Source organism: Sorangium sp. So ce281, assembly GCF_051527395.1.
In the GTDB taxonomy this organism is placed as follows: domain Bacteria; phylum Myxococcota_A; class Polyangia; order Polyangiales; family Polyangiaceae; genus Sorangium; species Sorangium cellulosum_B.
The window spans coordinates 1479011-1494132 of record NZ_CP150322.1 but is presented as its reverse complement, the minus strand read 5'-3'; the positions used below and the strand labels follow the sequence as shown (position 1 = coordinate 1494132).

At 71.9% G+C, this 15122-nt stretch carries 11 protein-coding genes; 2 read left to right on the top strand and 9 right to left on the bottom strand.

The features are described 5' to 3' along the window. Positions 1 to 336: 336 nt before the first annotated feature. From WMF27_RS05540 to WMF27_RS05525, 4 genes are all read right to left on the bottom strand, one after another. Positions 337 to 1500 (bottom strand): glycosyltransferase family 4 protein, encoded by a 1164-nt coding sequence (locus WMF27_RS05540; RefSeq protein ID WP_437761293.1) that lies wholly within the window; start codon positions 1498 to 1500, stop codon positions 337 to 339. 4 nt (positions 1501 to 1504) lie between these two features. Next, positions 1505 to 2500, bottom strand: coding sequence for an NAD-dependent epimerase/dehydratase family protein (locus WMF27_RS05535; protein WP_437769898.1), 996 nt, complete (start codon positions 2498 to 2500; stop codon positions 1505 to 1507). Between the two features lie 118 nt (positions 2501 to 2618). After that, positions 2619 to 3848, bottom strand: coding sequence for a glycosyltransferase family 4 protein (locus tag WMF27_RS05530; RefSeq protein ID WP_437761294.1), 1230 nt, complete (start codon positions 3846 to 3848; stop codon positions 2619 to 2621). A 263-nt stretch (positions 3849 to 4111) separates the two neighbouring features. After that, positions 4112 to 4546, bottom strand: a complete 435-nt coding sequence (locus tag WMF27_RS05525) for a hypothetical protein (RefSeq protein ID WP_437761295.1) — start codon at positions 4544 to 4546, stop codon at positions 4112 to 4114. A gap of 400 nt (positions 4547 to 4946) precedes the next feature. Here WMF27_RS05525 and WMF27_RS05520 point away from each other — a divergent pair, with 400 nt between their 5' ends. Next, positions 4947 to 5321, top strand: a complete 375-nt coding sequence (locus tag WMF27_RS05520) for a hypothetical protein (protein ID WP_437761296.1) — start codon at positions 4947 to 4949, stop codon at positions 5319 to 5321. A gap of 50 nt (positions 5322 to 5371) precedes the next feature. Here the strand turns inward: WMF27_RS05520 and WMF27_RS05515 are convergent, their stop codons facing one another. Both WMF27_RS05515 and WMF27_RS05510 read right to left on the bottom strand, forming a co-directional pair. Then, positions 5372 to 6010, bottom strand: coding sequence for a lysophospholipid acyltransferase family protein (locus WMF27_RS05515; protein WP_437761297.1), 639 nt, complete (start codon positions 6008 to 6010; stop codon positions 5372 to 5374). A gap of 224 nt (positions 6011 to 6234) precedes the next feature. Next, positions 6235 to 7683, bottom strand: a complete 1449-nt coding sequence (locus WMF27_RS05510; protein ID WP_437761298.1) for a GuaB1 family IMP dehydrogenase-related protein — start codon at positions 7681 to 7683, stop codon at positions 6235 to 6237. A gap of 486 nt (positions 7684 to 8169) precedes the next feature. On the opposite strand from WMF27_RS05510, the gene WMF27_RS05505 reads away from it, so the two are divergent. Continuing rightward, the gene (locus WMF27_RS05505) at positions 8170 to 9897 is read left to right on the top strand and encodes a recombinase family protein (RefSeq protein ID WP_437943914.1); all 1728 of its coding nucleotides are present in this window, start codon (positions 8170 to 8172) and stop codon (positions 9895 to 9897) included. A 41-nt stretch (positions 9898 to 9938) separates the two neighbouring features. Here WMF27_RS05505 and WMF27_RS05500 read toward each other — a convergent pair whose 3' ends face one another. Genes WMF27_RS05500 through WMF27_RS05490 form a run of 3 tightly spaced genes read right to left on the bottom strand, consistent with a single transcriptional unit; the run spans position 9939 to position 15107 of the window. Beyond that, complete coding sequence (locus WMF27_RS05500) at positions 9939 to 11258, bottom strand: glycosyltransferase (protein ID WP_437761299.1); 1320 nt, start codon at positions 11256 to 11258, stop codon at positions 9939 to 9941. Positions 11259 to 11295: 37 nt separating this feature from the next. After that, positions 11296 to 12474: a glycosyltransferase family 4 protein gene (locus WMF27_RS05495; protein ID WP_437761300.1), complete on the bottom strand. Its 1179-nt coding sequence runs from the start codon at positions 12472 to 12474 to the stop codon at positions 11296 to 11298. After that, complete coding sequence (locus WMF27_RS05490; protein WP_437761301.1) at positions 12471 to 15107, bottom strand: MMPL family transporter; 2637 nt, start codon at positions 15105 to 15107, stop codon at positions 12471 to 12473. Before WMF27_RS05490 ends, WMF27_RS05495 begins: the two co-directional genes overlap by 4 nt. Positions 15108 to 15122: the final 15 nt, after the last annotated feature.

Sequence of the window (15122 nt, the reverse complement as noted above, 5' to 3'; positions counted from 1 at the left end):
AAACGGATCGGGAGAGCCCCTATTGCGACGCGCGGCGCCCGCAGCGCGCCGGGGGGCCGTCCGAGCATCCCCCCCTGTTCCCCGGTTTTCTTGGCGCCCTCGACGGCTTGGCGGTTCACTTCCCCGCCCGACTTCCCGCAGTAGAGCTAGTTCCGCCCGTCAGAGGTCTGGCCAGGGATCTGGCGAGAGATTTCAACGCAAAGTCGCGAAGTCACAAAGTCGCAAAAAAGAACAAATCTGGGTCGATCCGAGCGCGAAGCTCACGGTCGTCGTCCCGACCAACACCGCCTTCGCCAGCATGGTGGGCGAGCTTCCCGACGCCGCTCGGCGCACGGTCTACGGCCCCGCGCAGCCGTGATGTTCGTCCCGGGGCTCGGGACGCGAGGCGTTGGCCGCTGCGAGCTGCGCATACAGCGCGGCGTACTCCGCCATGATCGCCGTGCTCGCATAACGGCGCACGGCGCGCCGGCGCGCGGCCTCGCCGAGCTGCGCCCGCAGGGAAGGGTCGTCGCGCAAGGAGCGGAGCGCGCCCCGCAGCGCGTCCTCGTCTCCCGGCGCCACCAGGAGGGCCACCCGACCGCCCTCGCCCTGGATCACCTCCGGCACCGCGCCGACCGGCGTGACGACGCAGGGCAGGCCGCTGGCCATCGCCTCCAGCAACGCGTTGGGCATCCCCTCGCCATGGCTCGGTAGGCAGAAGACGTCCGCGTCGCGGTAGACCGCGGGCATCGCGTCTTCGGGCACGTCGCCGAGCAGGCTCAGGCGGCCCTGCCGCTCGAGCTCCGCGAGCGCCTCGTCGAGGCGGCGGGACGGGCCGGCAGCGCCGCCTGCGTCGCGAGGCCCCGCCAGCGCGAGGGTCAGGCCCTCGACCGCCAGCACGGCCCGCGCGAGCTCCAGGACCCCCTTCTGCGGCGTGACGAGCCCCGCGAAGAGAACCCGCAGCGGCTGGCCGGGCGAGCGCGGCGCGGCGGCAGCGGGGTGGAAGCCGCCGGTGTCGACCGGGTTGGCGATCCGGAGGACGCGGCCCCCTGGAACCAAGGCCTGCACGTAACACCGCAGCTCCTCCGAGAGCGTGATGACGGCTGCGGCGCGGCCCAGCACGGCGCGCACGGCCTGCCGAGCCGGCCAAGGCAGGGCCCGATGCCAGGCGATGATCTGCGGCGACAGGCGCAGGTGGAGCACGGCCGGCACCCCCGCGCGACGGCACAGCTCCACCGCGAGGCCGTCGCGCGCGGTCGCCCAGAACAGTGTTGTGCACAGATGAACGACATCCGGCCGGCGTCGCGCGAGCAGCCGGTGAAGCGCCGCCAGCGCTTCGCCCGCGCGGACCACGCGCGCGGGGCGAAGCCTGCTCACGGGATCGATCGAGGCGCCTCGGGGCGAGGTGTCGATGACGTCCGCCTCGACGCCCGCCGCTGCCGCCGCGTCGAGGTAATTCCGCATCCACCGCGTGATTCCGCCGGTGGGCGGCGGGAGGGGGCCCCAGAGCGCGACGCGCATGGCCCTAGAAGCGCGCGTCGGCCTCGATCTGGGCCCAGCGCTCGCGGAACCACGCCACGGTGCGCGCGAGCCCCTCGCGCAGGCCCGTCTGCGCCTCGAAGCCGAGGACGCGACGGGCCTTGTCGGTGGACGCGACCCGACGGCGCTGCGTATCCCACGCCCGGCGCTCGACGAACCGGACGCCCGCGCGGTTGCCCGTCATTTCGTTGATGGCTCTCGCGACGTCGAGGATGGCTATCTCCTCGCCCGACGCCAGGTTGAACGCCTCGCCCGAGGCGGCCGCCGCGGTGCCCGCCCGGAGAAATCCATCGACGATGTCGCCCACGTAGGTGAACGAGCGGGTCTCCTCTCCCGTCCCGGTGATCGGCAGCGGCTCGCCGCGCAGGGCCCAGTAGACGAAGTTGGGGATCACATTGCGGTATCGGCCAGGGACCTCGCCCGGACCATACGAGTTGAAGGGGCGGACCCGCACGGTGCTCAGCCCGTCGTGGCCGGCCGAATGATCGCAAAAATAATTGCAATAGAGCTCGCCAAGCAGCTTGGTCGCCTGGTAAGGCGTGTGGACGTCGAGCGCGAGGTGCTCCTCGTGGACGGGCCGCGGCGGGTCGCTGCCGTAGGGCGCGCACCCGGACGAGGCGAAGACGACGCGCTGCGCCCCGCTGCGCTGCGCGTGCTGCAGCACCCGCAACGTGCCGAGGCCGTTGACCTCGAGATCGCGCTCCGGGTTGTCCACCGAGTTCTGGTTCGCGAACAGCGCGGCGAGGTGGAAGACATGCGAGGGTTGCTCGCGAAACACCGCCGCGAGCAAGCCGTCATCAACGACGCTCCCCTCCACGAAGCGCACGTTGCGCCGCGCCGGGATGCCCCAGCGGGAGGAGGAAGAGAGGTCGTCCACCACGATCACCTCCGCGCCCGCGTCGGCCAGAGCCGCCGTGAGCGAGCCGCCGATCGCGCCCGCCCCACCGGTCACGATGATCCGCCGATCCTTGTAACCCTGCATAATGCTCACCGCTGTGTCTGTCGTTTCGCCCAAGAAACGTTGCTCACCGCAATGCCCCGGTGCATTGCGTCCTTAGATACCCCCAGCCTCGCGCCGGCGCCCGAGGGCGCCGGCGTCCTCACGACAATGCTTCACCCGCCGCGCGCGCGAAGATCTCCTCATAACGACGCACGAGCGGCTCTCGCGTGAACCAGCGAAGGAAATAGAGCCGGCCGGCCTCCCCCATCGCGCGCCGCGCCTCCGGCGTCATGCCGTGCAACCGCCGCACGGCGTCCGCGAGCGCCGCCGGGTCCTCGGGCTCACAGGCGAGCCCCGCCCCGCTGTTGCGCACCAGATCCGCCGGATCCCCGCCCGCCGCGACGAGCACCGGCCTGGCGGCGGCCATGTAGGCCGGGATCTTCGAGGGGATCGTGATCTCGAAGCGCGGATCGCGCCGGAGGTGCGAGAGCGCCACGTCGGCCAGCGCGAAGAAATGCGGCATGCGCTCATGAGGTTGCTGGCCGATGAAGACGACGTTCGAGAGAGCCCGCGCCTCAGCCTCGCGCCGGAGCCTGACCGCGTCGTTCCCGTCCCCGACCATCACGAACCGCACGTCGGTGAGGTCGCGCAGCCGTTCGGCCGCGTCGAGCACGCTGGAGAGGGCCTGGGCAGAGCCCATGTTGCCGGCGAAGAGGACGACGAACCGCCCCGACAACCCGTGCTCCGCTGCGAGCTGCGGGTCGGGCTCCACCGGCCTGTAGATCCGATCGTCGGCCCAGTTCGGGATCAGGTGCACCTTGTCTGTCGAGACGCCTCTGCGGGAGAGCGCGCGCTCGAGCCCCGGGCTGATGACGGTGATCGCCGCGGCGCGCCGGAAGAGGGCGCGGTTCACGCGATCGATGCCAGCGAACACGAGCCTGCTGTCGAGCATGCCCGAGGCCGCCGCGGTCTCGGGCCACAGATCCTGGACCTCATAGACCCACGGTATCCGGCGGAGCGCGGCGAGCCAGGAGGCGGCGAGGGCGTGGCTCGGCGGGGGGTTGTGGACCCAGGCGACGTCCGCCGGCCCGGAGAGGGCGGTCCCGAGCAACGCGGTCGAGGCAGCGAAGCTCGCGTAGTTGAGCGTCCGCCGCACGCGCGATCGGCTGTGATCGGGGTAGGTCGGGAGGCGTATCACCCTGGTGCCGCTCGCGTGCTCCACGTCCCAGAGGCGCTGTCGGTACCCCGGATAGATGCGGCCATGCGGGTAGTTCGGGAACGCGGTCACCACCGTCACCTGGTGCCCGCGCTCGGCCAGCGCTTCTGCGAGCAGATGGGGGCGCGCGATCGGCTCGGGGTGATACCACTGCGACAGGAGGAGAATCTTCACTCACCGCGCTTCGATGCACCGGCGCTCGCGGGCATTCACGCGATCCACGGTGGGCGGCGGCGGCATGTCGCGGCCGGGTCCGGCGGCCGGCGCCCGCCTCGATGGGAGGGGCGACCATCACGCCTCGACAGCATCACGAGGGGCGGCTGGCGTCACGGTGATGACGCTGGCGCCGCGGGTCGCGCCAGACGGCTGAGACGCGCGCGCCGGGAGCGGTTCGAGCAGCGCTGCGAAGATGCACCCCCGGCGGAGCCGCCGTCTCGTCAGTACTCGACGTCCTGCTTGAAGACGAGCTCCGAGGACGGCGACTCGGGATTGGCGGCCTTCTCGAGGCTGATGACGAGCTCGAACCGGGTGAGCGGCACGCTCACGTCCTTGAGCTTGCCGGTGCGGGCGTCGGGGTCGAAGGTGAGCGCGCCGATCCGCTGCCAGGGCGAGTCGCTGTCCGGGCGCGCCCAGACGACGTAGGCGGCGCCGCTCGAGTCGAGGCGATCGGGCGGCGGGAGGTCCTTCGCGTTGATGTCGAGGCGGGTCATGGCCGCGTCGAAGTTGACGTCGGCGATGATCACGGCGTCCGCGCCCGGCGCCTTCCCGATGCCCTGCGGCGTGTAGCGCAGCGGGCCGCCGCAGCCCGCCATCAGCGCGCACGCAAACGCCACGACAGCGAGCCGCAGCACCCTGGAAACATGTCCTCTCATCTCGGTAGCTCCTCCTTCGTCCCTCTGCTGCGGGCGAAGACGCCTCGCGAGCCGCCAGCACCGGCCGGCGGCCGAAACAGCCGCGGCATCATAGCCGCTTTCGGCCACGCCGACGGCGCTCGACGCAGCGGGAGGCGGCCTTTCCCGCCGGGCGTGCTCGACGCGCCGGAAACCCCGCCGCCTCGCGCGCCCGGCCGGCGAGGCGCCGCCCGCGAGCGCAGCGCGCGCCCCCGGCGTCGGGGAACGGCGCGGCTCGGACGGATCGCATGGCGGAGCGCCGCCCATAGACTAAAGTCTCGAAATCGAGATGGATTTGGCACACACACGGCTCGGAGCTCGGGGCGATCGCTGGTCGACCGGGCGGGGAGTTCTCGATGTTCGAACGCCCGCGTCCGACGTCGTGACGAGGCGCCTCGAGGGGTACGCGTCGCTCGATCTCATCGAGCCGGCGATCAGGCACCTGGAGACCCTCGTCGAGGCGGGCGTGCACCCGGTCGTGTTCGACGATTTCGAGCTCGGCACCGGCTATGACAGCGACGTCCGGGCCAGGCTCACGGCGTGGCACCTGCGGAACCCCGGCAAGCTGAAGGAGGTCCATATCCTCGTGCGGCCAGGGCTCGTCGCCATGGGCGTCACGGTCGCCAACCTCGCCACGGGCGGCCGCTTCAACGTGTACGCCGACCGCTCCGCGTTCGAATGGGCGCTCGCGGGCGTGCTGACGACGAGGATCACGACGGGGCCCGCCTCGTCGGTCCGCGCGCCGTCCCTGCGCTGACGAGCGCACCCGGCGGCGTGCGCGCGGGCTCGCGCGCCGTCGGCCCGAGCTCAGGGGTGCTGCACGGCCCCGTTCGCCGGAGCACCCCTGGCGCCGAGCGTGATCTCGCTCATCCGCTCCGGGTGCTTCCCTTCGATGCCCTCGTAGTGACGGCAGATCGCCGCCATGTCGGCCTCGATGTTGCCCGTCGGGTGGAACACGTGGAGGATCCCGCCCCGCTTGCGGGGGAAGTCGAGGTATCCGAGGAGGATCGGGACGCCGGCGCCGAGCGCGACGTAGTAGAAGCCCGTCTTCCAGCGCTTCGTGCGCGAGCGCGTGCCCTCGGGCGCGACGATCAGGATGAGCTCGTCGCGCTCCTTCAGCACGTCGACCACGGCCGCGACGAGGTTGTTCCGGTCGCGGCGGTCGACGGGGACGCCGCCGAGCCACTTGAAGAAGAAGCCGAACGGCGGCTCGAAGAGCGTGTGCTTGCCGAGCCAGGAGAACTCGAGGTCAAGCACGTAGCTGACCGCGAGCGTGAACGGGAAATCCCAGTTCGATGTGTGGGGCGCCGCGATGATCACCGCCTTCGACGGGAGCTCCGTCATGCCCTCCACGCGCCAGCCGAACACGGACAACCAGGTGCGGCCGACGAACCGGCGAACGGCGCGGCGCGCGGCGGAAAAACGTGGAGCGGGTGCGTTCGGCATGGAGGACCTCGACGGTAAGCAGCCGGAGGTTCGTCGCTGCCCGGGTGGAAGTCACGTCACCTTTCCGTCATCCCGCGCCGCGGCTCGCGCGCATGGGAAGCATGGCGCGATGAGCGCGTCGCGCGCCGCGTCGCGCTCCATCCACGCCGCTCCATCCACGCCGCTCCATCCACGCCGCTCCATCCACGCCGCTCCATCCACGCCGCTCCATCCACGCCGCTCGCTCAGCGCCGTTCGATTCCGTGCGGCTTGCCCTCGCCGTACCCCGCCAGCGTCTGCACCCCGATGACGGCCTTGTCGTGGAGCTCGTCGAGGTTCGCCGCGCCGGCGTAGGTGCACGCCGACTGCACGCCGGTGATCATCTCGATCAGGATGGCGCCGACGCTCTCGCGCCCCTCGTGGATGTAGATGCGGGACGTCGAGATGCCCTCGCGGAAGAAGGCCTTCTTGGCGCGCTCGAACGCGTCGAGATCCGCGGTGCGCTCGCTGACCGCGCGGGCGCTCGCCATGCCGTAGTTCTCCTTGTAGAGCAGCCCGTCGCGGTCCTCCATGACGTCGCCCGGGCTCTCGTACGTGCCGGCGAGCGTCGTCCCGACCATGACGCGCGAGGCGCCGGCGGCGATGTAGAGCGCCACGTCGCGCGGGTGACGGACGCCGCCGTCGGCCCAGACGCGCTTGCCGTGGCGGCGCGCCTCGCGGGCGCACGCGAGCACCGAGGAGAACGTCGGGCGGCCGGCGCCGGTCTGCATGCGCGTCGTGCACATCGCGCCGGGGCCGACGTTCACCTTCACGATGCCGGCGCCCGCCTCGATGAGCGCCCGCGTGCCCTCCGCCGTGCAGACGTTGCCGGCCACGAGCGGGACGGCGTCGCCGACGGCGCCCCGCACGGCGCGGATCGCCTCGATCATCCGGCGCTGGTGGCCGTGCGCGGTGTCGAGCACGATCGCGGACACGCCGATCTCGAGCAGGCGCGCGGCGCTCTGGGCCGCCTGCGCGGAGATCCCGATCGCCGCCGCGACCATGAGCTCGCCGCCGCCGTCGAGCGTCGGCTTGAGCAGCTCGAGCCGCACGGCGTCGTCGCGCGTCAGCACGCCGTGGAGCCGCCCGTCCCCGTCGAGCACGGGGACCGCCTTCACGCGGGCGTCCTCCATCAGCAGGAAGGCCGTCCGGTTCGGCGTGCCGGCCTGGATGGTGATGAGGCGCGACGACATGAGCGCGGACGCGGGCGTGTACTGGTCCCGGTCGCGCAGGTCGGCGTGGGTGACGATGCCGATCGGCCGCCGCTCGTCGTCGACCACGACCACCATGTCGTGCGATCGCTTGCGGATGATGCCGTGCACGTCGCGGAGCGTCGCCCGCGGGGAGACCGAGAGGGGCGTGTCGTAGCGCGGGTCGGCGCGCTTGATGTGGTGGACGATGCGCTCGACCGTGTCGAGATCCATGTCCTGCGGGAGCACGCCGAGGCCGCCGAAGCGGGCCATCGTCTCCGCCATCCGCTTGCCGGTGACCGCGTTCATGTTCGCCGAGACGATCGGGTGCGAGCCGCCAGGGAAGTCCGCCGGGCGCAGGTCGGTCTCGAGGCGGGAGCCGCCGGCGAAGTACCCGGGGGTCAGGAACACGTCTTCGAGCGCGAGCTCCAGGCTCTCGTCATGCTCGGGGTGGAGAAAGCGCATGCACAGCTCCGAGGAAGGGGGATGGCGCCGCGAAGGCGGCGCGGCGCGCGCCAGTCTAGTTCCACCCACCAGGAGCCCTGCCAGGGATCCGGAGCGAGATTTCAACGCAAAGGCGCAAAGACGGCACGGACTCAATCGACAAATTCCAGTGGCGGGCTTCGATCGCCCGCTCGTCCTGTAGGCCACCACGCGCCTGCCGAGCTCGGAAGCCTGGCGGCGGAGACGGGGGGAGCGGTGGCTGAGTCGGGGCGCATCACGTCGCCTGGCTGAGGCCCGTGGCGCGCCTGCTAGGCCGCGCGGCATGCGGCGCAGCAGACGCATCGAGGTCACATTTGAGCCCACGCACCGGTCGGCGGAGCAGCTGAAGCTGGCCTACGCCATCGTGGTGCCGCCGACCCGGCGCGAGGTGCGTTCGGAGGTCGACGCGCTGGCGCGGCGACAGCCGACTGAGGTGCCTCGAGCGCGTGGCAAGGGAGGGAAGGCTGCATGAAGAAGGTCGCGCTGTACGCGCGTGTTTCGTCGGATCGGCAGACCAAGCAGGCCACGGTCGACAGCCAGGTGGCGGCGCTGAAGGAGCGAGCCTTGGCCGATGGCCATCACGTCTTGCCGGCAGACGTGTACGTCGACGATGGGTGCAGCGGCGCAACGCTGATCAGGCCGGCGCTGGAGCGGCTTCGCGACCGCATCGCCGAGGGGGCGGTCGATCTGCTGTACGTCCACAGCCCCGACCGACTTGCGCGACGCTACGCCTACCAGGTGCTGCTGCTCGAAGAGTTCTCTGCACGCGGCGTCACGGTCGTGTTTCTGCAAGGCGCGTCCGGGGTGAACGCCGAGGACCAGCTGCTGGTTCAGGTCCAAGGGATGCTCGCCGAGTACGAGCGAGCGCGGCTCGCGGAGCGATGCCGTCGCGGGAAGCTGCACCGGGCCAGGCAAGGGATGGTCAACCCGCTGTCGACCGCTCCGTATGGCTACCGCTACGTGCGTCGCTCGGATGCCGAGTCGGCGCACTACGAGGTCGTGCGGTCGGAGGCGAACGTCGTGCGCGCCATCTTCGACGCCTTCGTGCACCAGCAGATGCCTCTGCAGGCGATCGCGCGCCGGCTCAACACGCAGCAGATCCCGACACCCAGGGGTGGCTGTTGGAGAGGGGCAAGGGTGTACGAGCTGCTCCGCAACCCGGCCTACATGGGACAAGCCGCCTACGGCAAGCGCGAGTCGGTTGAGTCGCGGCCGCTTCGACCTCGACGGAGCAAGCTCCGGATAGCGCGCGGTAGTGCGAGGACATTCCGGCGAAGACCGGCCGACCAGTGGATCTCGATCCCGGTGCCGCCGATCGTGTCGGCCGAGGTCTTTGCCGCCGCGGGCGAGCAGATGATGCGTAACAGGCAGCTGTCGCAGCGGCACGCGCGAGGGCAACGCTACTTGCTGCAGGGCCTCGTTGTCTGCGCGCGCTGTGGTTACGCCTTCTGCGGCCGATCGGTCTCGAAGCCGTCGAGCTCGGTCATCTACCGCTACTACTGCTGCAACAGTGTGCAAGCGGTGCGCGACGGAGCTGCGCGTGCTTGCAACAACCCCTCGGTACGCGCCGAGATGCTGGACGCGCAGGTCTGGGATTCGGTGCGGCAGGTGCTGCAAGAGCCCGAACGACTCGAAGAGGAGTGGCTGCGCCGCAGTGCCGACGACGGCGCCGCGACTGATGCGCAGCTCGAGCGCGCTCAAGCCGAGCGATGGGTCGTCCACCACCAGCGCAGCCTCAAACGGCTGCTGGATGCCTACGAGGCAGGCGCGATTTGCTTGGAGGAGCTGCGGCCGCGCGCCGAGCGCCTGCGCGAACAGATCCGAAGGGCAGAGCAGGCCGCCAAGGAAGCCGAGGACAGGCTCTCCCACAACGCGGTCCTGAGCGCCGTGGTCACGCGGCTGCAAGACTTCGCCGAGCGCGTTGGGCAGGGTCTGGAGCACCTCGATTGGCAGGGGCGCCGTCAGTTGATCCGAACCCTGGTGGCACGGGTGGAGATCGACGAGGAGCAGGCGACGGTCGTGTACCGGTTGCCCTCGTCTGGCGGACGTCCGGGTGGCGGCCACCTGGATCCGAGCGTGCCGTCCAGCTCATCGGCCGGGTCCCCGGGTTGTCGATTGAGTCCGTGGCGTCAAGACGCAAAGGCGCAAAAAAGAGTAAATTTCGTGCATTTTTGCGTCTTTGCGTCTTTGCGTTGAGATCTCTCCTCGCTCGCGAACCAGATCCCTGGCAATCGGTTTCAAGCAGGCTGGCGGGCGCGACGGGCGGCGGGCGCGTCGGCGATGACGCGGTCCAGGATCGCGGCGACGCTGGCCGCGGCCGCCTCGGACGACAGCGCCGCGGGCGGAGGCGCCGGGACCGGCAGCGCGCCCGTCTCCCGGAAGCGCGCGAGGTGGCGCGCGAGCGCGGCGGCGATGCCGTCCGCGTCGTCCGGCGCGACGCGCGCGTTGTCGCTCCGGTACGAGAGGAGCTCTTCGACCTCGCGGTTCGCGGTCACGCTGACGACGGGCATCCCCGACGCGGCGTAGTCGTAGGTCTTGGCCGAGACGCGCAGCACGACGTGGGGGCTGAGCATCGCGAGCAGCACGTGCGCCCGCCTGAGCTCGCCGAGCACGTCGCGCTGCGGGACCGGGGGGAGCGCCTCGATGTACGGCGTGAGCCCCAGGCGCTCGAAGCAGGCGCGATCGTGGTCGGACATCCGGCCGATCTGCCGGAGGACGACGTCGCCCGGCGCGAGCCGCTCGCGGTCGATGAACCGCCGCAGCGCGGCGCCTATCTGGTCCGCCGAAGCCTCCTCGCGGATCGTGCCGAGGTGGAGCACGACGAAGCGGCGGGGCGGCTCCGGCGCGGGCGGCGGCGCGTACAGCGCGAGATCGAAGTGGTTGCGCACGAACGAGGACTTCGACGAGAGCTCGGGGAAGCGCGCGCGGTAGGCCTCGAGCGCGGCCCGCGTGTTGAAGATCACGTGGTCGGCGCCCTCGAGCCAGCGGCGCTCCAGGCGCGGGACGATGGCGCGCCGGGCCCGCTCGGCCAGGCCGGACGGCGGCCCGCTCCCCGTCTCGTGCAGCGAGTACGGGTCGCGCATGTCGAGGACGAGCGGCACGCCGAGCGCCCGCTTCACGTGGAGGCCGACCGGGCAGGCCGAGTACGGCCCGGCGCTCACCACGACGGCGCGCGCGCCGGTGCGGCGGGCCAGGGCCACCGCCGCGCGCGCCCCGCGCGGCGCGTGCGCGATCCAGCGATCGGTGATCGCCTGGAACGGGCGGAGCCCGACGAGCGGCCCCGCGCGCCCCGCGGGGAGCGGCGCCTGCGCGCGGAGGGCGCGCAGCGCGGCGCCCGCGGCGAGGACGGCCGGATCGAGGTACTCGTCGAAGACCTCGACCTCGGGCGGCAGCGCGGCGAGCAGCCCGTCGTCGCGCGGATCCTCGGGGAAGGTCCCCGACAGGACGGCGACGCGGAAGCCGTGGCGCGGCAGGTGCCGCGCGAGCTTCACCCAGCGGAAGGCGCCGACGCTCGTCTGGGGCGCGAAGGCGGGGGAGATCAGCAGGAAGGGGCGCACGTTCGGTCCTCTCGCGAGCAAGCTGGCGTCCACGACGTCAGCCGTCGCCGCGCACCCCGCGCTCGAGCAGGTCCGCGTAGAGCGCGAACAGCGCTTCGAAGTGCTCGTCGCTCGTGGGCAGCCGCTCCCCCGCGGCCCGCGCCGCCGCGACGCGCTCCTCCCGCGGGCGCGCGAGCACCCGCTCGATCGCGGCGGCCACCTCGCCCGGCGACGCGCGCGGCGCGTACACCTCGGCGGCGCCGGGCTGCACGAAATCCAGCGCGGCGCCGGCGGCCGGGACGACGAGCGGCAGGCCCGAGCACAGCGCCTCGCCCAGCACGAAGCCGAACGTCTCGGCGGCGCCCCCGTGGACGAAGACGTCGGCGCTGGCGTGCAGCGCGGCGTAGGTGGCGCGGTCCTTGGCGAAGCCGAGGAAGGTCACCTGCGGAAGGGCGGCCGCGCGGCGCTCGAGCCGCGCCCGCTCGGGCCCGTCGCCCAGCACCGCGAGGGCGACCGGGCGCCGCGCCGCGAGCTCTCGCGCGGCGTCGATCACGAGCGCCACCCGCTTCTCGACGGCGAGCCGGCACGCGACGAGGAGCAGCGCGGCCGACGGCTCGTCGGCGAACCGGCCGAGCAGGCTGCGGCGCAGCGCCGCGTCCGCGCGGGAGGGGTCGAAGTCGCCGCGCTTCACGCCGAAGGTGACGCGGTGGACGCGCTCGCAGCCGTGGCGGCGGAGCTGCTCCGCGATGAACGTCCCGGGCGCGATCGTCGCGTCGAACCGCCGCGACAGCGCGCGCGGCCAGGCGAACAGGGCGCCCTCGAGCGCCCGGGCGACCGCGCGCGGGCGCACCCGGTCGAGCAGCGGCGCCGCGTAGGTGCTGATCTGATCCGAGTGGTACACGAGCGTGCGGAGCGGGACCTCGCGGGCGCTCGCCGCGACGAGCGCGGCCGTGTACGGCGCGCTCGCCTGCACCACGTCCGGCGCCTCGCGGCGGATGATCGCCCGCGCCGCGCCGAGCCGGAGGAGCGCGTGGTAGGTCGGGTCGTACGGCATCGGCGGGCCGGCCACCCGCACGATGCGGCCCCCCTCGAGCGGCACCACCTCGTCGCGCGGCCCGGGCGCCACGACGACGATCTCGTGGCCGCGCCGGCTCCCCTGGCGCACGAGCTCCTCCAGGTACGACCGCACGCCGCCCCCGCGGGACGAGAAGAACTCCGCGACGTCGAGGATCTTCACGACTGGTTGCTCCCGCGCAGGAGGAGGCCGCCCTTCCACGAGCGCCGCATCCGCGCCGAGCGGTTCATGATGTGGAGCAGCGCCGGGAGGAACAGGAGCGCGCACGCGACGCACGCCACCTCGCCGCTGACCGCGACCCAGCCGAACGAGTTCAGCGCCTGGTTGTCGGCGAAGACGAGCGACCCGTAGCCCAGCACGGTCGTGTAGCTGCAGAGGGCCACGGGGCCGGCCGAGCGCTTGAGCGCGAGCGACACGTCGCCGCCGAGCAGCCGCGCGCGATCGAAGACGTTGAAGGGGTACTCGCAGCCGATGCCGAACGTGATCGGGAGCGCGATGAAGTTCAGGAAGTTGATCTTGACGTCGAGCGCCGCCATGGCAGTGGCCGTCGCGAGCACGCCGAGCACGAGGGCCAGGAGGACCGCGAGCGCGCCCGCGACGCTGCCCGTCGCGAGCACCACGACGATCGTGACCGCGAGGAACGAGGCCGCCGTCGCCAGCGGGCCGTCGCGCTCCATCGACCGGATCATCTCGGCGAAGACCGTCGGCCGGCTCGCCGTGACGACGTGGGTGCCGTCAGGGAGGACCACGTTGCCGGTCGTGTCGGCCATCCGCAGGAGGTTCCTGCCGTTCGAGAACGAGACGTTGTTCTTGTACTTCACGTAGAACACCGTCCCCACGACGCCGTTGTTCTCCTCGAACCTGCGGCGGATGAGGTCGGGCAGGTCCTTCGGGCCGATGACGTGGAGCGTCTCCGGCGGCTTCATGCTGAGGACGCGCTCCCGCTCCTCGGGGCGCAAGGCCTTCAGCACCCGCGGGGTCAGCCGGTCCCGGATGCGCTCCAGGATCTCGATCTTCCGCTGCTGCTCCTCGGCCGTGCCGGGGAGGGCGTCGGCGATCGTCGCGACGTCGGCCACGAGCTGGCCCTGCGGATCCTTCGCGTCGTTCGCCAGGATCTGCGCCTTGATGGCAGGCACCTGCTCGGGGGTGTCGGCGAGCATCATCGCGCCGGCGACGTTCATCTTCCCGCCGAAGACCTCGGACGCCTTGAGCGACCAGCTCCCCGCGCCCTTCGCCCGCGAGCTCTTCGAGCCGAGGCGCGCGAAGTTGTACTCCCAGGGATCCCGGATGTACGCGGGGAGCTTCCACGCGGCGAGCGCGACGATGACCGGCGCGAACGCGAGGAACGCGAGCGGCCACCGCGACGTCACGCGCGCGAGCGCCCGCGCGCCGGGCCCCGCGGTGCCCTCGTCCGAGACGCGCGGCGCCGGATCGCGCATCCAGCGAGGGAGCCTCGCCTGGATGCGCTCGATCGCGACGAGCGTCGCGGGCACGAGCGGCACGATGGACGCCCACACCATGAATATCCCGACGAAGCCGATCGCGCCGAACTGGTTGAACCCGCGGAAGTGCGTGATCGTGAGCGATCCGTAGGCGATCGCCGCCACACTCGCCCCGACGAGCTCGGCGCGGAACGCGTTGATGACCGCCTCGCGCCGCGCGTCGTCCGCGGGCATGCCGCGCGCGCGGAAGTCGCGGTACCTCGACAGGAGCACGATCGGGTAATTGACCCCGTTGCCGACGATGATCGCCCCGAGGAAGGCGCCGACCGTGTTGACGTAGCCGTAGGTCAGGGTCGCGAACGCGTACCCCGCGCTGGCGCCGAAGGCCGTGGGGAGCAGGATCACCACGAGCGACCAGGGCGAGCGGTAGTAGATCATCACGCCGCCGACGATCAGCACGAGCGCGATGGCGGTGGCCCACACCGCCTCGCTCACGAGCGACTTCTGCTCGGCGATGGCGTTCGGGATGTCGCCCGCGTACCCGACCTGCATGGCCGGGTGGAACGCCGCAGGATCGAGGCGCGAGACGAGCGCGGTCACCTGGTCGAGGAGCTCCGCCGCGCGGCGATCGCCCATCCCGGCGCTGCGCGAGACGATGCGGAGCGCGACCATGCGCCCGTCGGGCGTGGCGAAGTAGCCGCTCGGAAACTCGTCGATCTTCTTCAGGCGCCGCTGGAGCTCCTGCCAGGTCTCGTCGAGCGACAGCCCCTTTTGGGCCGGCGCCGGCGTCGCCGCCGCGCCCGCCGCGCCCGCGTCACCGCCGGGCGCCCCGGAGGCCTCCAGATCCTCGATGAGGCCGCTCCGCAGCGCGAGCTCCAGCTCGATCGCCTCGTCCGCCGCCTCGAGCTCGCGGACGCTCGCGTAGAGCCACTTGTTCGCGTCGAAGAAGCTGCGGACCTCCTTCGTGCCGGACTCCACGTAGCGGATGAGCGCCGGCGGCCCGCACGCCGCCCGGCAGGCGTCGTCGCCGCACGCCGCGGCGCAGGCCGCGCGCTTCCGGAGCGGCTCGTTCAGCTGCTCCGCGAGCGCGTCGATGAACCGCTCGTTCGCGCCGCGATCCGGCGACTCGGCGATGACGATGAGCTGCGCTCCGCCGTCCACGCGCTGGGCCTGACGCTCGTAGGCCTGGAACGCCGGGCTGTCGCGCGGCAAGAGCTCCCGGAGCTCCGTGCGCAGCTCGAGCCGCGACGCGTACCCCCACAGCCCTGCCATGGAGAGGAGGGCGAGCGCGATGACGAGCCAGGGACGGCGCCCGCTGATATCGACGAGCGCACCGATCATCCTGAGGAGCATTCGAAGGACACCTCG

Coding starts and splice junctions, on each gene's coding strand:
- WMF27_RS05515 (WP_437761297.1), bottom strand. CDS start 6,010: ATGCCGAACGCACCCGCTCCACGTTTTTCCGCCGCGCGCCGCGCCGTT.
- WMF27_RS05510 (WP_437761298.1), bottom strand. CDS start 7,683: ATGCGCTTTCTCCACCCCGAGCATGACGAGAGCCTGGAGCTCGCGCTC.
- WMF27_RS05505 (WP_437943914.1), top strand. CDS start 8,170: ATGAAGAAGGTCGCGCTGTACGCGCGTGTTTCGTCGGATCGGCAGACC.
- WMF27_RS05490 (WP_437761301.1), bottom strand. CDS start 15,107: ATGCTCCTCAGGATGATCGGTGCGCTCGTCGATATCAGCGGGCGCCGT.
- WMF27_RS05535 (WP_437769898.1), bottom strand. CDS start 2,500: ATGCAGGGTTACAAGGATCGGCGGATCATCGTGACCGGTGGGGCGGGC.
- WMF27_RS05540 (WP_437761293.1), bottom strand. CDS start 1,500: ATGCGCGTCGCGCTCTGGGGCCCCCTCCCGCCGCCCACCGGCGGAATC.
- WMF27_RS05525 (WP_437761295.1), bottom strand. CDS start 4,546: ATGAGAGGACATGTTTCCAGGGTGCTGCGGCTCGCTGTCGTGGCGTTT.